This window comes from Citrobacter sp. VF227 (assembly GCF_052950715.1).
In genome coordinates, this window is sequence record NZ_JBRFVF010000007.1 from 34,445 (window position 1) to 57,169 (window position 22,725).

Annotated in this window: 21 protein-coding genes and 5 tRNA genes; 17 read left to right on the plus strand and 9 right to left on the minus strand. The window is 52.4% G+C overall.

Annotation, left to right across the window (positions count from 1 at the left end; genetic code table 11):
- Positions 1-44: 44 nt before the first annotated feature.
- Both norW and norV read right to left on the minus strand, forming a co-directional pair.
- Positions 45-1,178 carry an NADH:flavorubredoxin reductase NorW gene (gene norW, locus ACU8YC_RS19130; protein ID WP_446895655.1) on the minus strand — a complete coding sequence of 378 codons (1,134 nt, stop codon included), beginning with the start codon at positions 1,176-1,178 and terminating at the stop codon, positions 45-47.
- Positions 1,175-2,623, minus strand: a complete 1,449-nt coding sequence (norV, locus tag ACU8YC_RS19135; protein WP_278238630.1) for an anaerobic nitric oxide reductase flavorubredoxin — start codon at positions 2,621-2,623, stop codon at positions 1,175-1,177. Before norV ends, norW begins: the two co-directional genes overlap by 4 nt.
- A gap of 187 nt (positions 2,624-2,810) precedes the next feature.
- Here norV and norR point away from each other — a divergent pair, with 187 nt between their 5' ends.
- Positions 2,811-4,331 carry a nitric oxide reductase transcriptional regulator NorR gene (norR, locus tag ACU8YC_RS19140; RefSeq protein WP_151218194.1) on the plus strand — a complete coding sequence of 507 codons (1,521 nt, stop codon included), beginning with the start codon at positions 2,811-2,813 and terminating at the stop codon, positions 4,329-4,331.
- Here norR and gutQ read toward each other — a convergent pair.
- The 7 genes from gutQ to srlA all read right to left on the minus strand — a co-directional run bounded on the left by gutQ (position 4,328) and on the right by srlA (position 9,247).
- Entirely contained in the window at positions 4,328-5,293 is a 966-nt protein-coding gene (gutQ, locus tag ACU8YC_RS19145; RefSeq protein ID WP_187253100.1) for an arabinose-5-phosphate isomerase GutQ, read from the minus strand. The two genes, norR and gutQ, sit on opposite strands and share 4 nt — an antisense overlap.
- Positions 5,286-6,059: a glucitol operon DNA-binding transcriptional repressor SrlR gene (gene srlR / locus ACU8YC_RS19150; RefSeq protein ID WP_003037350.1), complete on the minus strand. Its 774-nt coding sequence runs from the start codon at positions 6,057-6,059 to the stop codon at positions 5,286-5,288. Before srlR ends, gutQ begins: the two co-directional genes overlap by 8 nt.
- A gap of 68 nt (positions 6,060-6,127) precedes the next feature.
- Complete coding sequence (gene gutM / locus ACU8YC_RS19155; RefSeq protein ID WP_151218192.1) at positions 6,128-6,487, minus strand: transcriptional regulator GutM; 360 nt, start codon at positions 6,485-6,487, stop codon at positions 6,128-6,130.
- A 55-nt stretch (positions 6,488-6,542) separates the two neighbouring features.
- Positions 6,543-7,322, minus strand: a complete 780-nt coding sequence (srlD, locus tag ACU8YC_RS19160; protein ID WP_151218191.1) for a sorbitol-6-phosphate dehydrogenase — start codon at positions 7,320-7,322, stop codon at positions 6,543-6,545.
- Positions 7,323-7,339: 17 nt separating this feature from the next.
- Positions 7,340-7,702: a PTS glucitol/sorbitol transporter subunit IIA gene (gene srlB, locus ACU8YC_RS19165; RefSeq protein ID WP_151224239.1), complete on the minus strand. Its 363-nt coding sequence runs from the start codon at positions 7,700-7,702 to the stop codon at positions 7,340-7,342.
- Positions 7,703-7,715: 13 nt separating this feature from the next.
- A complete protein-coding gene (gene srlE / locus ACU8YC_RS19170; RefSeq protein ID WP_151224238.1) occupies positions 7,716-8,687 on the minus strand; it encodes a PTS glucitol/sorbitol transporter subunit IIB in 972 nt (323 codons plus the stop codon).
- The gene (gene srlA / locus ACU8YC_RS19175; RefSeq protein ID WP_003037339.1) at positions 8,684-9,247 is read right to left on the minus strand and encodes a PTS glucitol/sorbitol transporter subunit IIC; all 564 of its coding nucleotides are present in this window, start codon (positions 9,245-9,247) and stop codon (positions 8,684-8,686) included. The genes srlE and srlA overlap by 4 nt, the downstream gene beginning before the upstream one ends.
- 265 nt (positions 9,248-9,512) lie before the next feature.
- Here srlA and mltB point away from each other — a divergent pair, with 265 nt between their 5' ends.
- From mltB to ACU8YC_RS19255, 16 genes are all read left to right on the plus strand, one after another.
- Entirely contained in the window at positions 9,513-10,592 is a 1,080-nt protein-coding gene (mltB, locus tag ACU8YC_RS19180; protein WP_032947148.1) for a lytic murein transglycosylase B, read from the plus strand.
- Positions 10,593-10,784: 192 nt separating this feature from the next.
- Positions 10,785-11,282 carry a nicotinamide-nucleotide amidase gene (pncC, locus tag ACU8YC_RS19185; protein ID WP_151218188.1) on the plus strand — a complete coding sequence of 166 codons (498 nt, stop codon included), beginning with the start codon at positions 10,785-10,787 and terminating at the stop codon, positions 11,280-11,282.
- A gap of 92 nt (positions 11,283-11,374) precedes the next feature.
- Positions 11,375-12,439, plus strand: a complete 1,065-nt coding sequence (gene recA / locus ACU8YC_RS19190; protein WP_003037330.1) for a recombinase RecA — start codon at positions 11,375-11,377, stop codon at positions 12,437-12,439.
- Between the two features lie 72 nt (positions 12,440-12,511).
- Complete coding sequence (gene recX, locus ACU8YC_RS19195; protein ID WP_151218187.1) at positions 12,512-13,012, plus strand: recombination regulator RecX; 501 nt, start codon at positions 12,512-12,514, stop codon at positions 13,010-13,012.
- 128 nt (positions 13,013-13,140) lie between these two features.
- Positions 13,141-15,768 (plus strand): alanine--tRNA ligase, encoded by a 2,628-nt coding sequence (gene alaS / locus ACU8YC_RS19200; RefSeq protein ID WP_187253098.1) that lies wholly within the window; start codon positions 13,141-13,143, stop codon positions 15,766-15,768.
- 237 nt (positions 15,769-16,005) lie between these two features.
- Positions 16,006-16,191 carry a carbon storage regulator CsrA gene (csrA, locus tag ACU8YC_RS19205; RefSeq protein ID WP_000906486.1) on the plus strand — a complete coding sequence of 62 codons (186 nt, stop codon included), beginning with the start codon at positions 16,006-16,008 and terminating at the stop codon, positions 16,189-16,191.
- Positions 16,192-16,527: 336 nt separating this feature from the next.
- Positions 16,528-16,620 (plus strand) — tRNA-Ser (locus tag ACU8YC_RS19210).
- Positions 16,621-16,623: 3 nt separating this feature from the next.
- Positions 16,624-16,700 (plus strand) — tRNA-Arg (locus ACU8YC_RS19215).
- Between the two features lie 90 nt (positions 16,701-16,790).
- Positions 16,791-16,867 (plus strand) — tRNA-Arg (locus ACU8YC_RS19220).
- Positions 16,868-17,059: 192 nt separating this feature from the next.
- Positions 17,060-17,136: transfer RNA gene (locus ACU8YC_RS19225), tRNA-Arg, on the plus strand.
- A 192-nt stretch (positions 17,137-17,328) separates the two neighbouring features.
- A tRNA-Arg gene (locus ACU8YC_RS19230) sits at positions 17,329-17,405 on the plus strand.
- A 307-nt stretch (positions 17,406-17,712) separates the two neighbouring features.
- Positions 17,713-18,279, plus strand: coding sequence for a fructose-1-phosphate/6-phosphogluconate phosphatase (gene yqaB / locus ACU8YC_RS19235; protein ID WP_446895656.1), 567 nt, complete (start codon positions 17,713-17,715; stop codon positions 18,277-18,279).
- Positions 18,276-18,704 carry a YqaA family protein gene (locus ACU8YC_RS19240; RefSeq protein ID WP_151218184.1) on the plus strand — a complete coding sequence of 143 codons (429 nt, stop codon included), beginning with the start codon at positions 18,276-18,278 and terminating at the stop codon, positions 18,702-18,704. Before yqaB ends, ACU8YC_RS19240 begins: the two co-directional genes overlap by 4 nt.
- 77 nt (positions 18,705-18,781) lie before the next feature.
- Positions 18,782-20,338, plus strand: a complete 1,557-nt coding sequence (gene gshA, locus ACU8YC_RS19245; RefSeq protein ID WP_151218183.1) for a glutamate--cysteine ligase — start codon at positions 18,782-18,784, stop codon at positions 20,336-20,338.
- Positions 20,339-20,487: 149 nt separating this feature from the next.
- Positions 20,488-21,003 carry an S-ribosylhomocysteine lyase gene (luxS, locus tag ACU8YC_RS19250; protein ID WP_370619758.1) on the plus strand — a complete coding sequence of 172 codons (516 nt, stop codon included), beginning with the start codon at positions 20,488-20,490 and terminating at the stop codon, positions 21,001-21,003.
- Positions 21,004-21,349: 346 nt separating this feature from the next.
- Positions 21,350-22,717, plus strand: a complete 1,368-nt coding sequence (locus ACU8YC_RS19255; protein ID WP_151218181.1) for a carbohydrate porin — start codon at positions 21,350-21,352, stop codon at positions 22,715-22,717.
- The last annotated feature ends 8 nt before the right edge of the window (positions 22,718-22,725 follow it).

Below are 22,725 nucleotides of genomic sequence, written 5' to 3' on the forward strand. Positions count from 1 at the left end.
TCCGTGCGCGTGAGGTTAATAAATCAAGCAACGGTACTCTGGACTTACACGGGCAGCGTTTTCAGCAGCGCAAAGGCCTCTTTCATTCGGTCTTCACTGACGACAAACGCACACAGCTGGCCTTCAGCGTTCATCCCTCTGGCCACCATACCCTGCGCTTCGGCGGCAATATGCCAGTTTAGATCGCGGCGCTGGGTTTCCCCGGCCAGATGCAATGGCAACTCCGGGGTTTTGACTTTTACTAACATCGCTGGCAGCTTCAATTGGGCATTGCCGCCGAGCAGGTTCTTCGCCAGATACATGGCGCTCAGTTGAATCGGCTGCAGGAACGGCAGAACCTGACCATTAATTTCCGCACAGTCGCCGAGGGCATAAATGTCCGGGTGGCTGGTTTGCAGATAGCTGTCGACGCAGACGCCACGATTGATGTTCAATCCGGCGCGACGCGCCAGCGCGGTTTCAGGGCGCAGGCCGGTGGCGGCAATCACCGCATCGACTTCTACGTTGCGGCTACGATCGAGCGTGGCGCGAATACCCGAGGCCGTTTTTTCCAGCCCCTGAAGCTGGGATTTCAGCAGCAGATGGACACCCATATCGGTCAGACGATGCTGTAAGCGACTGCTGACTTCCGGCGGCATCAGCGAGGCCAGAATGCTGGCGGCGTTGTCGATAAGCGTTACCGCTTTACCGGCCCGACAGAAATCCATCGCCAGTTCGCTACCAATCAGTCCGCCGCCAACAATCAGCACCCGCCGGGCGTCACGCAGCAGCGTTTCACAGGCGCGATACTCTTGTTGGCTGTTCAATGTAAGCATTAACTCACGCCCGCTAACCGGAGGTACAACGGCTGAAGCCCCCGTCGCCAGCACCAGTTTGTCGTACTGCCACTGCTTGTCCTGACTTTTCACTATGTGGGCATCGGCGTCGATGTCGGTTACCCAGGTATGTGGGAACAGGCGCAAATTAAACTGCTCGGCAAACTCCCCCGCCGACTGGCGGGTGAGGTCGTCTGCACGCTGTGACTGACTGATAACGTGGCTGAGATCGGGCTTGTTGTACTCATCCATGCTGTCCGCGGCAATCAGGGTCAGCGGGACAGTCACATCCTGTTTACGGATATTTTTGACTAACTGGCGGGCGGCGAAGCCCGAACCAATGATGACAATTTCGTGGCTCATTTTGCCTCCGTTGCCAGTACGTCGAAGACGTCTTTACCTAATGAACATTCCGGGCACAGGAAGTTGTCCGGTACGTCGCTCCACGGTGTACCCGGTGCAACGTCCTGCAGCGGTTCACCTTTTGCTGGGTCGTAAATCCACTGGCACACGCTGCACTGCATGCCTGGGCCAAGGTCAGCGGCAGCCGCAGCGGCACAGGCGCACTCTTCTTCTTTGGACAAGGCTTTAACGGGGGTCTCCGGCAGTGGAGCAAGCGCCCACTGACGTGCAATTTCGCGGCCATGCTGGCGGCACAGTTCCAGTGCACCGAGGTCCGGACGCCATTTCGCCTTCAGGCTCAGCGACATCTCGAAACCGGCATCCTGCAAACGCGTGGACAAACGGTCTACCGCACCGCCGCTCCAGCCGTGTGAACCAAAGGCGCTGGCACGCTTGTTACGAAAACGCAGGCCGGTCATCTCTTCCACCAGACCGGCGATTTTCGGCATCATCACGTTGTTCATTGTGGAAGTCCCGACCAGCACGCCTTTAGAGCGGAAGACGTTAGTCAGGACTTCGTTTTTGTCGCTACGGGCGACGTTAAAGATTTTTACCGCCACGTTCGGGTCGACTTCGTTGATGCCCTGGGCAATCGCGTCCGCCATCATGCGGGTGTTATTGGACATGGTGTCGTAGAAAATGGTGATGCGGTCTTCCTGATAATCCGCTGCCCATTTCAGGTACAGCTCAACGATTTGTGTCGGGTTGTCGCGCCATACCACGCCGTGGGAAGTGGCAATCATATCGACCGGCAGGTTGAAGCTGAGGATCTCAGTAATTTTCGGCGTCACCAGACGGCTGAACGGCGTCAGGATATTGGCATAGTAGCGCTGGCACTGTTCGAACAGTTCGGCCTGGTCAACTTCGTCGTTGAACAGGCGTTCGTCGCAGTAGTGCTGGCCGAAGGCATCGTTACTGAACAGCACCGCATCGCCGGTCATGTAGGTCATCATACTGTCCGGCCAGTGCAGCATAGGTGTTTCAACGAAGATCAGCTGTTTGCCGTTGCCGATGTCAAGGCTGTCGCCGGTTTTGACCACATTGAAGTTCCACTCCGGGTGATGGTGGTGTCCGTTAATAGAGTCAATGGCATTAGCGGTGCAGTAGATTGGCGTGTCCGGGATGCAGGACATCAGCTCGGTCAGCGCACCGGCATGGTCTTCTTCCGCGTGGTTAATAATGATGTAGTCGATATCGGCAAGGTCGATTTCACTGCGCAGGTTCTGCACGAATTCGCGGCTGAATTTGTGGTCTACGGTATCGATCAGGACATTTTTTTCTTCACGGATGAGATAGCTGTTATAGCTGCTGCCGCGCAGCGTTTTGTATTCAGTTCCGTGGAAATCACGCACTTCCCAGTCACGTTGGCCAACCCAATGAATGTTATTTTTAACCAGAATAGACATAACAACCTCAATTAATTCAGCGTTTTTCAAAAAAGATGTTTTGCTAATTGCAGGTTGCATGCCAACTTTTTATTTCTTTGATTTTAAAGATTTTATTTTTTATTGCTCATAAGGTGGTAGTCAAAATGACTATGTTTCTTATTGTCAATATGACAATATGAATTGTCAAAATGACAATGAGGTAGCCATGAGCTTTTCCGTAGATGTGCTGGCGGGCATCGCCATTGAATTACAAAGCGGTATTGGACATCAGGATCGCTTTCAACGCCTGATAACCACCTTGCGTCAGGTACTGGAGTGCGACGCGTCGGCATTGCTGCGCTACGAGTCGCGACAGTTTATTCCACTGGCAATCGATGGGCTGGCCCAGGATGTTCTCGGCAGGCGCTTTACGCTGGAAGGGCATCCGCGTCTGGAAGCGATTGCCCGTGCCGGAGACGTGGTACGTTTTCCTGCCGACAGTGATTTGCCCGATCCTTACGACGGGCTGATCCCAGGCCAGGAGAGTCTGAAAGTGCATGCCTGTATTGGCTTACCACTGTTCGCCGGTCAAAATTTGATTGGCGCGTTAACGCTGGATGGCATGGAGCCGGATCAGTTTGATGTGTTCAGTGATGAAGAACTCAGGCTGATTGCCGCGCTGGCGGCTGGCGCGTTGAGCAATGCGCTACTGATTGAACAGCTGGAAAGCCAGAATATGCTGCCGGGTTCGTCGACGGCTTTCGAGCAGGTGACGGAAACCCAGATGATTGGCCTGTCGCCCAATATGATGCAGCTGAAAAAAGAGATTGAGATTGTGGCGGGGTCCGATCTCAACGTACTGATTAGCGGCGAAACGGGGACCGGGAAGGAGCTGGTAGCGAAAGCGATTCATGAAGGTTCACCCCGCGCGGTGAACCCGCTGGTGTATCTGAACTGTGCGGCCTTGCCAGAAAGCGTAGCGGAAAGCGAGCTGTTTGGTCACGTAAAAGGGGCCTTTACCGGGGCTATCAGTAATCGGAGCGGTAAGTTTGAAATGGCCGATAACGGGACGCTGTTTCTCGATGAAATTGGCGAACTCTCGCTGGCGCTACAGGCTAAGCTGCTACGCGTGCTGCAATACGGTGATATTCAACGCGTGGGTGACGATCGCAGCCTGCGTGTCGACGTGCGCGTACTCGCGGCAACGAACCGTGATTTACGCGAAGAGGTGCTGGCCGGGAATTTCCGTGCGGATTTATTCCACCGCCTGAGCGTCTTTCCCCTTTCCGTACCGCCTCTTCGTGAGCGTGGCGAAGATGTGGTGCTGCTGGCAGGCTATTTTTGCGAGCAATGTCGACTGCGACTGGGACTTTCCCGTGTGGTGTTAAGCCCCGGTGCGCGTAGTCATCTGTTGAGCTACGCCTGGCCTGGTAACGTACGCGAGCTGGAACATGCCATTCACCGTGCGGTTGTTCTGGCAAGGGCCACCAGAGCAGGGGATGAAGTGGTGCTGGAGACGCAGCATTTTGCCTTGCAGGATGAAGCGCCTGTAACACCAGCGGCGGAAGGTGTTGCAGAGATCCCGCAACAGCATAATCTGCGTGAAGCAACGGAGTCATTCCAGCGAGAGATGATCCGCCGGGCGCTGGCGCAAAATAATCACAGTTGGGCAGCAAGTGCGCGGGCGCTGGAAACAGACGTCGCCAACCTGCACCGGCTGGCGAAACGTCTGGGGCTGAAGGATTAGATAATACCGGCCTGATAGAAATCCTGCAGGTTGATAGCACCGGTAAGTTTACCGTTTTCATCGACCACCGGTGCTGCGGTGATTTTGCGTTTCATCAGGATCTCTTTGGCGTCAATGGCGCGGCTCTGTGCCTGCAACGTAACGCCGTTGTGGGTCATCGCCTCGCTAACCTGAGTGGTGAGCGCTCCACCGCCAACCAGCCAGCGGCGCAGGTCGCCGTCGGTAAAGACGCCTTTCACCAACGAGTCATCATCACAGACTGCCACCAGGCCAAGACCCGTACGGCTAAGTTCCAGCATCGCGTCCATGACGCTGGTGGTGAGCGTCACCTGCGGTATGGCATCGTCACGACGCATCAGATGATGCACTTTATTTAACAGACGAGCGCCCAGCGCACCCGCCGGATGCGAGCGCGCAAAATCTTCTTCGTTGAAGCCGCGCGCCTGCATTACGGCGATGGCCAGCGCGTCGCCCATCATCAGCGTGTTAACGGTGCTGGAGGTCGGTGCCAGGCGCATCGGACAGGCTTCACGCTCAACGGAAATATCCAGCACCGCTTTGGCCGCCAGACCCAGCGGTGAGGTCGGTTTTCCGGTCATGGCCAGCAGAGCGACGGATTTGTCTTCCAGGCGTGGAATGATGAGATCCAACTCTTTCGCGCCGCCGGAGTAGGAGATAAACAGCATGACATCGCGGCTTTCAATCATGCCTAAGTCGCCGTGCAATGCTTCCGCCGGATGTACAAAAAAGGCGGGGGTGCCGGTACTGGCGAGGGTTGCCGCGATTTTTTTGCCAATATGGCCGGATTTGCCAATCCCGGAGACAATCACTTTGCCTTCGCAGTGGATGATCGTATTGGCAGCGCGGACAAAATCATCACCCAGTCGTTCTGGCAGTCGGCTGGCTTCCTGTAGCTCCAGCATTAACGTCTGGCGGCCCGCGTTCAGTAGTGCATCACTCATTGGTTTCTCCGGTTATGATTACTTCAATCCCTTTTGCTTCCAGCGCCTGACGAAACGCAGGGTCGATACCCGCATCGGTAATCAGCTTGTCGACGCTTTCCAGACTGCAGACAACATTGGGGCTTTTGCGCCCAAATTTTGATGAGTCAGCCATCAGAATTACTTCGCGAGCGGCATTGCACATCGCTTTGCTGACGCTAAACACTTCATTAAAGGTGGTCACGCCAGCATTGAGGTCAATGCCGTCGGTGCCCATGAAGAGTTTATCAAAGCTGAACTGCTCAAAGGCGTTTTCAGCCAGCTGACCGTGAAATGACGCAGATTTTTTGCGAAAGGTCCCGCCGGGCATCAGGATGGTTTGCTCGTTGTCCAGCTCCGAAAGGGCGTTAACAATGTGCAGGCTGTTGGTCATGACTGTGATGTTGCTAAAGCGCGTGAGCATTGGCACCATCTGCAGTACGGTGCTGCCCGCATCCAGAATAATGGAGTCGCCATCGTGAATAAAACGGACGGCGGCTTCGGCAATCTGCTCTTTTTTATGCGTGTTGATTAGCGTTTTGTGATCGATTGGCGGGTCGGATTCGTCTTTATTTAATACTACGCCGCCATAGGTACGAATGACGGTACCGGCATTCTCCAGAATAACAAGGTCTTTACGAATGGTCGTGCCGGTCGTGTCAAAGTAGTGGGCCAGTTCTTCAACCGAGCATTTTCCCTGCTTTTGCAGATGCTCCAGTATGGCAGCCTGACGCTGACGAGGTTTCATAGGCGTGATTACCCTGACTATAGGTTGCAAAATGATAATTTCGCAAGCTATTAGCATTCACAACGAAATTATCCATGTTTCAGTTTAAGCGCCAATGATAGTGCATTCTGCGATAGCGGATCATGGGGAAAGATCACATCAGGCTGTAAATCATCAAGATGTTTGCCCATTATTGTGGCAATTTTGCCGGGTCTGGCGAATACCGTAAGACCTTTCATAAATAACGTATCAGTTACTCGCTGCTGCTCATCTAGCGCAATGGCGACCACCACGCGGGGTTTAAAACGTCCGCCGGAGCGCCCCACGCCAACCCGACCCTGTTGGCAAAGCCTATCAAACGCCCGATTAAAGCGGGATATTTGCCAGCCCCCTAATGCCAGCTGCAGACACCACGCAATGGCGGCGACGGTAATCAGTGCGGAAACCATTATGTACTCCTTTAATTTTGCCGGATAAGCGTAGCCGCTATCCGGCAATTCAATATTAAAACATCACCTGACCGCCGGTCACGTTGATGGACTGCCCTGTGCAGTAAGAGGCTTTCGGGCTGGCGTAAAACAGCAGCATGTTCAGCACGTCCTGATAATCGCAGCCGCGTTTGAGCGGAACCTTATCAATGTAGTACTGCTCAACTTCGTCTGGCTTAAGTCCAAGTTTGGTTGCATATTGCGGCAATAACGACTGGAACATCGGTGATTTCAGCAGATTGCCAAGCATCAGTGAATGCACGGTGATCCCGTATTCCGCCAGATCCAGCGCCAGTGACTGGGTTAAGCCCACGCCGCCAAATTTTGCCGCGCTATAGCCTGAATTGTGTTTACTGCCCACTTTCCCGGATTTGGAGTTGATCTGGATAATGCGTCCCTGAATACCATCGCGGATCATCAGGCGTGAGAACTCACGTGCGCAGAGGAAGTAGCCGACCAGATTCACCTGCAGCGAACGGTCGAAATCACCGAGCTGAAAGTCGCTGATAAACGCGGCTTTAGCGATACCCGCGCTGTAAACCAGCAGATCGACGCGGCCGAATATTTCATCCACTCCGCGCGATAGCGCCATCACACTCTGTTCGCTGGTGGCATCTGCGCCAAAACCGTAGGCGGTGCCTTCGCCAAACTCGGCGTTAATTTCCTGCGCCACGTTGGCGGCTTTATCGCTTTGAATATCCACCACCGCGACGCGGTATCCTTCTGTCGCAAGCCCACGGCAAAGGAATGCGCCAAGGGTCTGGCCTCCACCAATGACAACGGCAACCTGATTCATCTTTATCTCCTTCAATCTTAAGCAACAAACTTCAAAATACAGCCCGGCGCGATACCGTCTGGCACGGGGCCTGAAACGTGTACGGTGCCGGGGAATTCCGCTTCACTCAGTCCGTCAAAACGCAGGGTGATATGTCCCAGTTCACGTAAGTTTTGTTCTGCCACGCTGCCAACGGCGGTGACCGGGTACTGATGCTGGCCTAGTTCAAACTGGATCCCCGCTTGTAACGAACCGTTCAGCTCGCCGTGGCAATGAATGAAGCAAAACTCCTCGATATCCGCGGGCGCACCTTCACGAAAGGTAATCAACATCTGGTCGCTGAGTGCATCCGGGGCGCTCTGGCCGATGCGGGTGATGGTGGTCTGATAAATCACGGTCATTTTTGAGTGCCTCTTATTGGTAAATAAAGCCGGAAACAAACCAGGCGATGAGAACGGTTGGCGCGCCGGTCAGAAAACGACTCACCAGAACGGATGGCACGCCGACGCGGACCGTGTCCTGACGTGCTTCGGCCAGCGACAGCCCGACAGGGATAAAGTCGCATGCAGCCTGGGCGTTAATGGCGAACAGAGCAGGTAACGCCAGATGCGGGGGAATATTCCCCAAACCAATCTGTACGCCGATCAGAACGCCGATAACCTGGGCGATGACCGCACCGGGGCCGAGGAAAGGCGACAGCAGTGGGAAAGAACAAATCAGCGCCAGCGTCACCAGCCCCAGCGGATGGCTGGCCAGCGGTGCGAGTCCATGGGCGATCCAGTCTCCCAGACCAGAAGCCATAATGATGCCGATCAGCGCCGAGACGAATGCCATAAACGGCAGAATGGTTTTCAGCACGGTATCAATAGTGTCGCGCCCGGCCTGGAACAGAACCGCAACGGCTGAGCCCATGCCCATCCCGACTTTTGCCAACAGACCGTCGCTTTGCTCGGTAATTTTCTTGCTGGTGTCGTAATCGCGGCCCATGCTGCTGTTTGCGGGCGTTGGTGTAGCGGACGCTTCACCGACAACGGTAATGTTTTCTTCTTTTACGCCAGAGACATAGATATCTTCAACAATGAACTGGGCCAGCGGACCGGATTTTCCCGTGGCGTGAATGTTCACCGTCGGGATACGACGTTTTGGATAGATCCCGCAGCGCAGTGTGCCGCCGCAGTCGATGATCGCCACGCCAATTTCATTCTCCGGCGGTTCGCCTTCTTTGAAGCCATCAACGGCCTGCCAACCGGTCAGATTCGCCAGCTTGTCGACAATCGCCGGGCGCGTTCCTGCAGTGATATAGACAATTTTCTTGCCCGGAACGGCATCCAGTTCAAGCGGGCCGCCCCAGCCGCCGGTGCCTTTTTCAATACGAATACGCGTCATGATGTTGCTCCCGCCAGATGTACTTTCTGCTCAAGTTGAATGCCCATTTTTTTCTCAAAGATGGTGGTGGTGAAATCGGTCACCCAGCCACGGAAGAAGTTGGTCACCAGACCGACCAGCAAATAGCTCACCGCGAGCGGACCGAGCGGCAGACCCAGCGTAGTCAGTCCGCTGGCGATCCCCAGATAGACAAACAGCTCGCCAGGGTTGATGTGCGGGAACAAGCCGTTCATTGAATGGCAACTGTAAGAGGCGGCGGCGTAGTAGCTGGGCTTGTATTTTTCCGGCATAAAGCGACCCAGGCTCAGCGTCATAGGGTTACAAAACACAAATGTGCCGATGCACGGCAGTAGCAGGTAGCGGGACAGCGGGTTTCCAGCGCAGCGCTGGGCAAAACGTTCAATACGCTGCTGACCGATAAAGTTAATCAGCGCATTCATGATGACCAGCAAGCTGATCAGCAGAGGAAGAATACCGGTCACCATGCCGGTAAAGACCTCTCCGCCTTTCTGGAACAAGCCGATAAACCACTCAGCCCCGAGTGTGATGGTGTCGATCATTATTCTCTCCTGTAGGGGTTTTTAGTTATCTTGCCAAACGGTAATTTATTTTAATCACATTGAAAGGTTTGAAAGTGTTATTTTGATCTCAAAATGAAAGATAAATATTTTAATTTGAAAGAAAGTGCGTGAAGGCTCGCAATTGTGCCGGGCGGAAGTGCAAGAGGGGGGAAATTCTGTGAAGGAGAGCGACAACTGCTTCCTTGTGTGACGGAGGATGCTTTACCATACTTCCCCCAGGCTGAATTTGTTTAATGGATGTCTCATGTTCAAGCGTCGTTATGTAGCGTTACTTCCCCTTTTCGTATTGCTCGCTGCCTGTAGCAGCAAACCTAAACCTTCAGAGACTCAAACGACTACGGGTACGCCATCCGGCGGATTCCTGCTTGAGCCGCAGCACAATGTCATGCAAACGGGCGGTGATTTTGCCAATAATCCGAACGCCCAGCAGTTCATCGAGAAAATGGTGAATAAGCACGGTTTTGACCGCCAGCAGTTGCAGGAGATCTTGTCGCAGGCTAAGCGTCTGGACTCGGTATTGCGTCTGATGGACCGCCAGGCGCCGACGACACAACCGCCAGCCGGACCTAACGGCGCATGGTTACGGTATCGTAAACAGTTCATCACACCGGATAACGTGCAAAACGGCGTGGCTTTCTGGAACCAATATGAAGATGCCCTGAACCGCGCCTGGCAGGTCTACGGCGTACCGCCGGAAATTATCGTTGGCATTATTGGCGTAGAAACTCGCTGGGGCCGCGTGATGGGTAAAACGCGGATTCTGGATGCGCTGGCGACGCTGTCCTTTAACTATCCTCGTCGTGCGGAATACTTCTCTGGCGAACTGGAAACCTTCCTGCTGATGGCGCGAGATGAAAGCGACGATCCGCTCGATTTGAAAGGTTCTTTCGCGGGGGCAATGGGCTACGGCCAGTTTATGCCGTCTTCCTATAAACAATATGCCGTTGATTTCAATGGTGATGGGCACATTAACCTGTGGGATCCGGTTGATGCCATCGGTAGCGTGGCGAACTACTTCAAAGGCCACGGCTGGGTGAAAGGCGATACAGTAGCGGTTCCGGCAAATGGTCAGGCGCCTGGGTTGGCTAACGGCTTTAAAACGCAGTACAGCATTTCTCAGCTTGCCGCCGCAGGTCTGACGCCGCAGCAGTCATTGGGGAATCATCAGCAGGCCAGCCTGCTACGCCTGGATATCGGTACCGGCTACCAGTACTGGTATGGGTTGCCGAACTTCTACACGATTACCCGCTATAACCACAGTACCCATTACGCGATGGCCGTGTGGCAATTGGGTCAGGCGGTGGCGCTGGCGCGTGTGCAGTAATCACTCCCCCGGCCTACTGGAGGATATCTCTTGTAGGCCGGAGAAGATGCCCTGACATCGCCATCCGGCAGGTCTTATTTATGCAACGGAGCAATTTTTGGAATCCCCCTCGTAAAACGTTCTCGCCATCCCCACATTGGTTATGAAAGTGCTATCTTGTCCGGCATATTTTTTTAACTGACAGAGGCTGAAATGACCGACAGTGAACTGATGCAGTTAAGCGAGCAGGTTGGCCTGGCGCTGAAAGCGCGCGGGGCAACCGTGACGACGGCGGAATCCTGCACCGGCGGCTGGGTAGCCAAAGCGATTACGGATATTGCCGGAAGCTCCACCTGGTTTGAACGCGGGTTTGTGACTTACAGCAATGAAGCCAAAGCGCAGATGATTGGCGTGCGTGAAGAGACGCTGGCCCAGCATGGCGCGGTGAGTGAGCCAGTGGTGGTGGAGATGGCGATAGGTGCGCTAAAAGCCGCCCGCGCGCATTTCGCTGTTTCGATAAGCGGTATTGCGGGGCCGGATGGCGGCAGCAAAGAAAAGCCCGTGGGGACGGTATGGTTTGCTTTTGCCAGCGCAAGCGGCGAGGGGATTACCCGCCGGGAATGCTTTAGCGGCGATCGCGATGCAGTACGTCGACAGGCGACCGCCTACGCGTTACAAACCCTGTGGCAACAATTTCTACAAAATACTTGATACTGTATGAGCATACAGTATAATTGCTTCAACAGAACATTATCTATCACGTTTCGCGGTTTAACCCGAAAGCGGCATGACAGGAGTAATTAATGGCTATCGACGAAAACAAACAGAAAGCGTTGGCGGCAGCGCTGGGTCAGATCGAAAAGCAATTCGGTAAAGGCTCCATCATGCGCCTCGGTGAAGACCGTTCCATGGATGTGGAAACCATCTCCACCGGTTCGCTTTCTCTGGATATCGCATTGGGCGCGGGCGGTTTGCCTATGGGTCGTATCGTCGAAATCTACGGGCCAGAATCCTCCGGTAAAACAACGCTGACACTGCAGGTTATTGCCGCCGCACAGCGCGAAGGTAAAACCTGTGCGTTCATCGATGCGGAACACGCGTTGGATCCCGTTTATGCGCGTAAACTTGGCGTTGATATCGATAACCTGCTGTGTTCTCAGCCGGATACCGGTGAGCAAGCGCTGGAAATCTGTGATGCGCTGGCGCGTTCCGGTGCGGTTGACGTTATCGTTGTCGACTCCGTTGCCGCATTGACGCCGAAGGCAGAAATCGAAGGCGAAATTGGTGACTCTCACATGGGCCTTGCGGCACGTATGATGAGCCAGGCAATGCGTAAACTGGCCGGTAACCTGAAGCAGTCCAACACGCTGCTGATTTTCATCAACCAGATCCGTATGAAGATTGGCGTTATGTTCGGTAACCCGGAAACCACCACCGGTGGCAACGCCCTGAAATTCTATGCTTCTGTTCGTCTGGATATCCGTCGTATTGGTGCGGTGAAAGAAGGCGACAACGTGGTGGGTAGTGAAACCCGCGTTAAGGTCGTGAAAAACAAAATTGCAGCACCGTTTAAACAGGCCGAATTCCAGATTCTTTACGGTGAAGGTATCAACTTCTACGGCGAACTGGTTGACCTGGGCGTGAAAGAGAAGCTGATTGAAAAAGCTGGTGCATGGTACAGCTACAACGGTGAGAAGATCGGTCAGGGTAAAGCGAACGCAACCAACTGGCTGAAAGAAAACCCGGCAACTGCGAAAGAAATTGAGAAGAAATTACGTGAGTTACTGCTCAATAACCAGGATTCAACGCCTGATTTCTCCGTTGATGATAGCGGCGAAGACGTAAAAGAAACGAACGAAGATTTCTGATAATCTGTTTTGAATCGCATATAGTAAAGGGCTGCATATCATGCAGCCCTTTTTCATTTCTGAAGGCTCACTATGACAGACGCAACTTCCCGCCGTTCCGCTTATTCCCGACTGCTTGACCGCGCCGTACGTATTCTGGCGATGCGCGATCACAGCGAGCAGGAACTGCGACGTAAGCTGGCCGCTCCGGTGATGGGGAAAAATGGACCAGAAGAAATTGATGCCACGCCAGAGGATTACGACAAGGTCATCGCCTGGTGTATTGAAAGTCGTTATCTGGATGATGATCGCTTCGTGCAGCAGTTTATCGCCAGCCGCAGTCGTAAGGGCTACGGACCTGCCCGCGTGCGTCAGGAATTAAATCAGAAAGGGATCGCGCGTGAGGCTATTGAGCGAGCCATGCGTGAGTGCGAAATTGACTGGGCAGTGCTTGCACGTGAGCAGGCCGTCCGGAAATATGGAGAACCTTTACCTGTGGAATTTTCAGATAAGGTAAAGGTCCAGCGTTTTTTGCTCTATCGCGGCTATCTGATGGAAGATATTCAGGCAATATGGCGAAATTTTGACGATTGACCGCATACGGGATTTTACTTCCCAGTAAAGAAAACTTATCTTATTCCCACTTTTCGATTGCCAGAGGCGCAGTTTACGTGCCGATGCTGGTAATGACATTTCGTTAGCTTGATTTCTTCAGGATAATTATGAGCAAGAGCACCGCTGAGATCCGTCAGGCGTTTCTCGATTTTTTCCATAGTAAAGGACATCAGGTAGTTGCCAGCAGCTCCCTGGTACCGAACAATGACCCTACTTTGTTGTTTACCAACGCCGGGATGAACCAGTTCAAGGATGTTTTCCTTGGCCTCGACAAGCGTAATTATTCCCGCGCAACCACCTCGCAGCGTTGCGTACGTGCGGGCGGTAAGCACAACGACCTGGAAAACGTCGGTTACACTGCACGTCACCATACCTTTTTCGAAATGCTGGGCAACTTCAGCTTCGGCGATTACTTCAAACACGACGCCATTCAATACGCATGGGAACTGTTGACCGGTGAAAACTGGTTTGCCCTGCCAAAAGAGCGTCTGTGGGTCACCGTCTATGAAACTGACGATGAAGCCTATGAAATCTGGGAAAAAGAAGTCGGTATTCCGCGCGAACGTATCATCCGTATCGGTGATAACAAAGGCGCGGCTTATGCTTCCGACAACTTCTGGCAGATGGGTGATACCGGTCCTTGCGGTCCGTGCACCGAAATTTTCTACGACCACGGCGACCACATTTGGGGGGGGCCTCCGGGAAGCGCGGAAGAAGATGGCGATCGCTACATTGAGATCTGGAACATCGTCTTCATGCAGTTCAACCGTCAGGCTGACGGCACCATGGAACCGCTGCCGAAACCGTCCGTGGATACTGGTATGGGTCTGGAGCGTATTGCGGCCGTGCTGCAACACGTTAACTCCAACTATGAAATTGACCTGTTCCGTTCACTGATTGAGTCCGTGGCGAAAGTTACCGGCGCGACCGATCTGAGCAACAAGTCGCTGCGCGTTATTGCCGACCATATCCGTTCCTGTGCGTTCCTGATTGCCGATGGCGTTGTTCCGTCGAATGAAAACCGTGGCTATGTGCTGCGTCGTATCATTCGTCGCGCAGTTCGTCATGGCAACATGCTGGGCGCGAAGGACACTTTCTTCTACAAGCTGGTTGGTCCGCTGGTAGACGTAATGGGTTCCGCGGGCGAAGAACTGAAGCATCAACAGGCTATGGTTGAGCAGGTTCTTAAAACCGAAGAAGAGCAGTTTGCGCGTACGCTGGAGCGTGGCCTGGCGCTGCTGGATGAAGAACTGGCAAAACTGTCCGGCGATACGCTGGACGGCGAAACCGCATTCCGTCTGTATGACACCTACGGTTTCCCGGTTGACCTGACGGCAGACGTTTGCCGCGAGCGTAACATCAAGGTTGACGAAGCGGGCTTTGAAGCCGCAATGGAAGAGCAACGCCGTCGTGCGCGTGAAGCCAGCGGCTTTGGTACAGACTACAATGCGATGATTCGCGTTGATGGTGCTTCTGAATTTAAAGGCTACGAGTACCTGGAACTGAACGGCAAAGTCACCGCACTGTTTGTTGATGGTAAAGCGGTAGACGCCATTAACGCAGGTCAGGATGCCGTTGTCGTTCTTGACCAGACGCCGTTCTATGCGGAATCCGGTGGTCAGATTGGTGATAAAGGCGAACTGAAAGGTGCGGGCTTCGCGTTTGCCGTTAGCGATACGCAGAAATATGGTCAGGCGATTGGTCACATCGGCAAACTGTCTGCGGGTTCTCTGAAAGTTGGCGATGCCGTGCAGGCTGACGTAGATGAAGCTCGTCGTGCGCGTATCCGCTTGAACCACTCCGCAACGCACCTGATGCATGCGGCGCTGCGCGAGGTTCTGGGCACGCACGTGGCGCAGAAAGGCTCGCTGGTTAACGATAAAATTCTGCGCTTTGACTTCTCTCATACCGAAGCGATGAAACCTGCTGAAATCCGTGCCGTTGAAGATCTGGTGAATGCACAAATTCGTCGCAACCTGCCGATTGAAACGAACATCATGGATCTTGAAGCGGCGAAAGCCAAAGGTGCAATGGCGCTGTTTGGCGAGAAATATGACGACCACGTGCGCGTTCTGAGCATGGGTGATTTCTCTACCGAACTGTGTGGTGGTACTCATGCCAGCCGTACGGGTGATATCGGTCTGTTCCGCATTGTGTCCGAGTCAGGTACTGCTGCAGGCGTTCGTCGTATCGAAGCCGTAACCGGTGAAGGCGCTATCCAAACAGTGCATGCTGAGAGCGATCGCTTAAGCGATATTGCGCAGCTGCTGAAAGGCGATAGCCAGAATATCGGTGACAAAGTTCGTTCCGTACTGGAGCGTACGCGTCAGCTCGAAAAAGAATTGCAGCAATTGAAGGAACAGGCTGCGGCGCAGGAGAGTGCAAATCTTTCCAGCAAAGCGGTTGATATCAATGGCGTGAAGCTGTTGGTCAGCGAACTCGCGGACGTTGAGCCGAAAATGCTGCGTACCATGGTTGATGATCTGAAAAATCAACTGGGGTCTACCATTATCGTTCTGGCAACGGTGGTGGAAGGTAAGGTTTCTCTGATTGCGGGTGTGTCTAAGGACGTGACAGATCGCGTGAAAGCAGGGGAGCTGGTTGGTATGGTCGCTCAGCAGGTAGGCGGTAAGGGTGGCGGTCGTCCGGATATGGCGCAAGCCGGTGGTACGGATGCGGCGGCTCTGCCTGCAGCGTTAGCCAGTGTGAAAGGCTGGGTCAGCGCAAAACTGTAATAACTATAAGCGTTAGCGCATGCCGAAACCCCAAGTTACGGCATGCGAATCAACGCTATCGACAACGATAAAGTCAGGTTGAAGTTGTGTATATCGGCTAAACTTAGGTTTAACAGAATGTGATGCCGTGACTGCTTACACTTAGGTGTTTGTCATCGCTTACTTTTTGGCGTTATATGATGGATAATGCCGGGATACAGAGAGACCCGACTCTTTTAATCTTTCAAGGAGCAAAGAATGCTGATTCTGACTCGTCGAGTTGGTGAGACCCTCATGATAGGCGATGAGGTCACCGTGACAGTTTTAGGGGTGAAGGGCAACCAGGTGCGCATCGGCGTAAACGCCCCGAAAGAAGTTTCTGTCCATCGGGAAGAGATCTACCAGCGTATCCAGGCTGAAAAATCCCAGCAGTCCAGTTACTAAGGTTTTCGCGTCTCACCTTTCTGGTGAGGCGCAACCTGATTGAGTTGTCCTTTTTCTTAACTTTTCTTCTTTGCCTTCCTTGTTTTCTCGATTCCCTTACACGTATTGCCGTTCCCTGCGAATTTTCCGTTTGTTCATTGCTTCAGAGAATTGCCAATTTATCTGTTGATAAAACACTCTTTTTGCCGTTTTTGCAGACTAATTGCGCGTGAAATGTGCAAACGATAAAAGCGCTGGAAAAATTGTTTGACTTATAAGTCCCAGAAAGTAATATGTGCGCCACGCAGCGACGATGAGCAGAAACAAGTTCTTCGAAGCACTCGTAAGAGGCGTGTTGGTGAGGTGGCCGAGAGGCTGAAGGCGCTCCCCTGCTAAGGGAGTATGCGGTCAAAAGCTGCATCCGGGGTTCGAATCCCCGCCTCACCGCCATTTGCATCCGTAGCTCAGCTGGATAGAGTACTCGGCTACGAACCGAGCGGTCGGAGGTTCGAATCCTCCCGGATGCACCATTTTCTCTGCAATAATGCATTAGCGTTGTTACGGAAAACGATATCACTTTAGCAGTGATATCAAATCTGCAGTAAGTAAGTTTCCCTGATGCATCCGTAGCTCAGCTGGATAGAGTACTCGGCTACGAACCGAGCGGTCGGAGGTTCGAATCCTCCCGGATGCACCATATTCTCCGAGACAACAGCAAAACTGTTGTTTCATGGTCTGCGAGATAATCGCGAGCACTAGGGAGGATAACGTTGCTTCAGCAACGGCCCGCAGGGCGAGGCGCAGCCGAGTAATCCTCCCGGATGCACCATCTCTTACTTGATATCACTTATTTCGATATCAATATCGGCAGTAAAGCAAGTTTCCTGATGCATCCGTAGCTCAGCTGGATAGAGTACTCGGCTACGAACCGAGCGGTCGGAGGTTCGAATCCTCCCGGATGCACCATATTATCCGAGACAACAGCAAAACTGTTGTTTCATGGTCTGCGAGATAATCGCGAGCACCAGGGAGGATAACGTTGCTTCAGCAACGGCCCGCAGGGCGAGGCGCAGCCGAGTAATCCTCCCGGATGCACCATCTCTTACTTGGTATCACTTATTTCGATATCAATATCGGCAGTAAAGCAAGTTTCCTGATGCATCCGTAGCTCAGCTGGATAGAGTACTCGGCTACGAACCGAGCGGTCGGAGGTTCGAATCCTCCCGGATGCACCATATTCTCCGAGACAACAGCAAAACTGTTGTTTCATGGTCTGCGAGATAATCGCGAGCACCAGGGAGGATAACGTTGCTTCAGCAACGGCCCGCAGGGCGAGGCGCAGCCGAGTAATCCTCCCGGATGCACCATCTTCTCCGAGATAGCAGCAAAACTGTTGTTTCATGGTCTGCGAGATAATCACCAGTACTTTTCCCCCGTTGAATCATTTCCACCAACACTCAGAACCCTCTTCATTCGCTGTCAGCGACAAAATCAATCAATTACGATAAAATAACGTCTGGTCATTCGGCTTGTGAGAAGACGATGTACGAACGTTATGCGGGTTTGATTTTTGATATGGATGGCACCATCCTGGATACCGAGCCAACACACCGTAAGGCGTGGCATGAGGTATTGGGGCATTATGGGTTGCGTTTTGATGAACAAGCCATGGTCGCCCTCAATGGCTCCCCAACGTGGCGTATTGCCCAGTCGGTAATTGAATTGAATCATGCCGATCTTGATCCCCATGCCTTAGCGCGTGAGAAAACCGACAAGGTGAGAAGCATGTTGCTGGACAGCGTCCAGCCTCTGCCGTTGGTTGACGTCGTGAAAGCCTGGCATGGGCGTCGGCCTATGGCGGTAGGAACGGGGAGTGAGAGCGCGATTGCAGAAGTGCTGCTCGCTCACCTTGGACTGCGTCGCTATTTTGATGCTGTCGTCGCAGCCGATCACGTACAACGCCACAAACCTGCTCCTGATACGTTTTTGCTCTGTGCTGAACGCATGGGTGTTGAACCGGCGCGTTGCGTCGTGTTTGAAGATGCCGATTTTGGACTTCAGGCGGCGCGTGCCGCAGGAATGGACGCCGTGGATGTCCGGTTATTGTGAGTGATGGACTGTCGCTCCTGTCACTGTTTGCCAGCAGTTTTCTCAGCGCCACGCTATTACCCGGCAATTCTGAAGTTGTTTTAGTTGCTTTGCTGGTCTCCGGGGTAAGTCATCCCTGGGTCTTAGTCTTAACAGCAACAATGGGTAATAGCCTTGGAGGGTTAACTAACGTTATCCTTGGGCGTTTCTTTCCATTGCGTAAAACATCGCGCTGGCAAGAAAAAGCCACTGGCTGGCTGCGGCGCTATGGCGCTGTCACACTATTATTAAGCTGGATGCCGGTTATAGGTGATTTATTGTGCCTGTTAGCTGGATGGATGCGCATCTCGTGGGGTCCAGTTCTCTTTTTCTTATGCCTTGGCAAGGCGCTGCGCTATGTTGTTGTCGCGGCGGTTACGACGCAAGGCATTATGTGGTGGCACTAATTGTGTTGTGAGATAGCCTTCAGGGTAACCAATACCATTATGCTAATTAAAACGATTTTGACAGGCGGGAGGTCAATTTGATCCCGGACGTATCACAGGCGCTGGCCTGGCTGGAAAACCATCCTCAGGCGTTAAAGGGGATTCAACGTGGGCTGGAGCGCGAAACGCTGCGTGTTAATGCAGACGGGTCATTAGCAACAACAGGCCATCCTGAGGTGTTAGGCTCAGCGCTAACGCATAAATGGATAACGACTGACTTTGCCGAAGCGCTGCTGGAATTTATCACTCCGCCAGGCGATGACATTGAGAAAATGCTCACGTTCATGCGCGACCTGCATCGGTATACCGCCAGAAACCTGGGCGACGAGCGTATGTGGCCGTTGAGCATGCCTTGCTATATTGCCGAAGGCCAGGATATCGAACTGGCGCAGTACGGCACGTCTAATACTGGTCGTCTGAAGACGCTGTACCGTGAAGGCCTTAAAAACCGTTACGGCGCATTGATGCAGACTATCTCCGGCGTACACTACAATTTCTCCCTGCCAATGGCCTTCTGGCAGGCGAAGTGCGGCGTAACCGAAGGCGAAGATGCTAAAGAGAAGATCTCTGCGGGCTACTTCCGTCTGATTCGCAACTACTACCGTTTTGGTTGGGTGATCCCGTATCTGTTTGGCGCCTCTCCGGCCATTTGTTCCTCCTTCCTGCAAGGAAAACCGACAACCCTTCCGTTTGAAAAAACTGACTGCGGGATGTACTACCTGCCGTACGCAACATCGTTGCGTCTGAGTGATTTGGGCTATACCAATAAGTCGCAAAGTAATCTCGGAATTACGTTTAACGATTTGCATGAGTATGTGGCAGGATTAAAGCGCGCGATTAAAACGCCTTCCGAGGAGTATGCAGCGATCGGTCTGGAGAAGGAGGGTAAGCGCCTGCAAATCAACAGCAACGTTCTTCAGATTGAAAATGAGCTGTATGCGCCTATCCGCCCGAAACGTGTTACTCGTCGTGGTGAAACACCATCTGATGCGCTTCTGCGTGGCGGCATTGAATACATCGAAGTACGCTCGCTGGATATTAATCCGTTCTCACCGATCGGCGTTGACGAGCAGCAGGTGCGCTTCCTCGATCTGTTTATGGTCTGGTGTGCTCTTGCTGATGCCCCGGAAATGAGCAGTGATGAATTGCTGTGTACGCGTAAAAACTGGAATCGTGTGATTCTCGAAGGTCGTAAGCCAGGGCTGACGTTAGGTATTGGCTGTGAAGCCGCCCAGTTCCCGCTGCCTAAAGTGGGTAAAGATCTGTTCCGTGATCTGAAACGTGTGGCACAAACGCTGGACAGCATCGATGGGGGAGAGGAGTATCAGAAGATCTGTGATCAACTGGTGGCCTGTTTTGACAATCCTGAACTGACTTTCTCTGCCCGGATCCTGCGGTCTATGATTGATGAAGGCATTGGCGGTACGGGCAAAGCGCTGGGTGAGGCTTACCGAAATCTGCTGCGTGAAGAGCCATTAGAAATATTGCAGGAAGCTGAATTTATTGCTGAAACCGAGGCTTCAAAGCGTCGTCAGCAGGAGATAGAAGCGGCTGATACTGAGCCGTTTAGCGTGTGGCTGGAAAAGCACGCTTGATACAAAAGAAAAAGGCCACTCGGGAGTGGCCAAAATTTCATCTCTGAAAACAGGGATGATGATAACAAATGCGCGTCTTTCATATACTCAGACTCGCCCCGGAACAAAGAGTTCAGATTATTTTAAAAAAATTTATCGGAGGTGGCTAAATGCCGTTGTTAGATAGTTTTACTGTCGATCACACCCGGATGGAAGCTCCCGCAGTCCGGGTTGCAAAAACGATGAATACCCCGCATGGCGACGCAATCACCGTGTTTGATCTACGTTTCTGCATTCCGAACAAAGAAGTGATGCCTGAGAAAGGTATCCATACGCTGGAGCACCTGTTTGCAGGTTTTATGCGTAACCACCTCAACGGTGACGGCGTTGAAATTATCGATATCTCTCCGATGGGATGCCGTACCGGCTTTTACATGAGCCTGATTGGTACGCCGGACGAGCAGCGTGTTGCCGATGCATGGAAAGCGGCGATGGCGGACGTGCTGAAAGTGCAGGATCAGAATCAGATCCCGGAACTGAACGTTTACCAGTGCGGTACGTATCAGATGCACTCTCTTAGCGAAGCACAGGATATCGCGCGTCATATTCTGGAGCATGGTGTGCGCGTGAACAGCAATGAAGAGCTGGCGTTGCCGAAAGAGAAACTGCAGGAATTGCATATTTAGTCTTATTAATTAGCTGTTCTTGTATTGAAATCAACCCCGGCTTATCACCGGGGTTTTTTATTTCGCTATATAATCCAGAGCTATTATATTTACGACGGGAATATAATCTCGCTCAATTAATTCATAACCTGCTAAATAATAAAATGTGATCTGGCAGGCAGAAAATAATGGATAATTAACGATGCCATCTCACACCGATCACATAAATAAAAAAACATAAATAATTAATAGAAAAACATAATGGAATACGCCAGGTATCCAGGTAATAAAAAGACTCTTTTCATTGCTGGTGGATGGGGTTTTTATCAAATCTTATCTGGTATACATTAAACTTTAGGGATAAAAAATGAAGGTGAAATATTTAGCGCTTGTGGTCGGCGCTTGCTTTTCGCATAACCTTTGGGCAGCAAATACCACTATTGAACAGCGTCTTGCCGAGCTGGAGCAGCGCGTGATTAAGGCCGAACAGCGAGCCGCAGATGCTGAGTCGCAAATTCGCTCGCTGAAGCAGCAGCAAGTAGCCGCAGCGCCGACGGTGCAAGTACAGTCTGCTGAACCCACCGCCTCTACGGAAAATCCACCCAAGTTAACGCTATCCGGTTTTAGCGATATTAAGTTCTATGGCGACGTTGAGTTTAACATGGATGCGGCAAGCCGCTCTGGTAGTCTGACATCAACCCGAACCTCGGCAAATAAAGATTGGGCACCTGGAACGAATGAACGTTGGGATATCAACGGGCGTCTGCTATTGGGGTTTGATGGCTACCAACGACTGAATAACGGTAATTTTGCCGGATTCTCGGTTCAACCTCTGGCAGACCTGACCGGAAAAATGAACCTCGATGATGCGGTGTTCTTTTTTGGTCAGGAAAAAGACTGGAAAATTAAGGTGGGACGTTTTGAAGCGTACGATATGTTCCCGCTGAATCAGGATACGTTTATTGAATATTCAGGTAATACGGCGAATGACCTTTACAGTGATGGCTATGGCTATATTTATATGATGAAAGAGGGGCGTGGACGTAGCGACAGCGGCGGTAATTTCCTGATCAGTAAAACCATCGATAACTGGTATTTTGAAGTGAATACATTGATGGAAAATGGCAGTACGCTCTATACCGAGAAGCAGTACCACGGAATGGACTTAACCAATGATAAAAACGTGGCTTACGTGCGCCCGGTGATCGCCTGGCAAAACGGGCGTTTCTCGACGGCGGTGGCGATGGAAAGTAACGTCGTCAATAATGCCTACGGCTATTATGAGAACGGGAAGTGGATCGATCAGTCCGATCGTACGGGGTATGGTTTTACCATGACCTGGGACGGACAAAAAACCGATCCGGAAGATGGCGCGGTGATTAACCTGAATACTGCTTATATGGACGCGACCGATGAGACCGATTTTACCGCTGGGGTGAACGCGTTGTGGCATCGATTCGAACTGGGCTATATCTATGCGCATAACAATATTGATGCTTTCAATGCCGCTAACCTGGGGGCCGTTTGCGAGGAAGACTGCTGGATCACCGATCCGGGCAGCTATGACATTCACACCATTCATGCCTCATACTTATTCCCTAACGTAATGAATATGAAAAACTTTAATATCTATCTCGGTGCTTATGCCTCATGGGTTGAGGCCGATCCGAACAGTGGCGACAATAGTGAAGATGCACGTTACGGCGGACGCCTGAGATTCAAATATTATTTCTGATGCTGGCC

Coding starts and splice junctions, on each gene's coding strand:
- recX (WP_151218187.1), top strand. CDS start 12,512: ATGACAGACGCAACTTCCCGCCGTTCCGCTTATTCCCGACTGCTTGAC.
- recA (WP_003037330.1), top strand. CDS start 11,375: ATGGCTATCGACGAAAACAAACAGAAAGCGTTGGCGGCAGCGCTGGGT.
- pncC (WP_151218188.1), top strand. CDS start 10,785: ATGACCGACAGTGAACTGATGCAGTTAAGCGAGCAGGTTGGCCTGGCG.
- mltB (WP_032947148.1), top strand. CDS start 9,513: ATGTTCAAGCGTCGTTATGTAGCGTTACTTCCCCTTTTCGTATTGCTC.
- norW (WP_446895655.1), bottom strand. CDS start 1,178: ATGAGCCACGAAATTGTCATCATTGGTTCGGGCTTCGCCGCCCGCCAG.
- csrA (WP_000906486.1), top strand. CDS start 16,006: ATGCTGATTCTGACTCGTCGAGTTGGTGAGACCCTCATGATAGGCGAT.
- norV (WP_278238630.1), bottom strand. CDS start 2,623: ATGTCTATTCTGGTTAAAAATAACATTCATTGGGTTGGCCAACGTGAC.
- srlE (WP_151224238.1), bottom strand. CDS start 8,687: ATGACGCGTATTCGTATTGAAAAAGGCACCGGCGGCTGGGGCGGCCCG.
- gutQ (WP_187253100.1), bottom strand. CDS start 5,293: ATGAGTGATGCACTACTGAACGCGGGCCGCCAGACGTTAATGCTGGAG.
- luxS (WP_370619758.1), top strand. CDS start 20,488: ATGCCGTTGTTAGATAGTTTTACTGTCGATCACACCCGGATGGAAGCT.
- srlB (WP_151224239.1), bottom strand. CDS start 7,702: ATGACCGTGATTTATCAGACCACCATCACCCGCATCGGCCAGAGCGCC.
- yqaB (WP_446895656.1), top strand. CDS start 17,713: ATGTACGAACGTTATGCGGGTTTGATTTTTGATATGGATGGCACCATC.
- alaS (WP_187253098.1), top strand. CDS start 13,141: ATGAGCAAGAGCACCGCTGAGATCCGTCAGGCGTTTCTCGATTTTTTC.
- norR (WP_151218194.1), top strand. CDS start 2,811: ATGAGCTTTTCCGTAGATGTGCTGGCGGGCATCGCCATTGAATTACAA.
- ACU8YC_RS19255 (WP_151218181.1), top strand. CDS start 21,350: ATGAAGGTGAAATATTTAGCGCTTGTGGTCGGCGCTTGCTTTTCGCAT.
- gutM (WP_151218192.1), bottom strand. CDS start 6,487: ATGGTTTCCGCACTGATTACCGTCGCCGCCATTGCGTGGTGTCTGCAG.
- srlR (WP_003037350.1), bottom strand. CDS start 6,059: ATGAAACCTCGTCAGCGTCAGGCTGCCATACTGGAGCATCTGCAAAAG.
- srlD (WP_151218191.1), bottom strand. CDS start 7,322: ATGAATCAGGTTGCCGTTGTCATTGGTGGAGGCCAGACCCTTGGCGCA.
- srlA (WP_003037339.1), bottom strand. CDS start 9,247: ATGATCGACACCATCACACTCGGGGCTGAGTGGTTTATCGGCTTGTTC.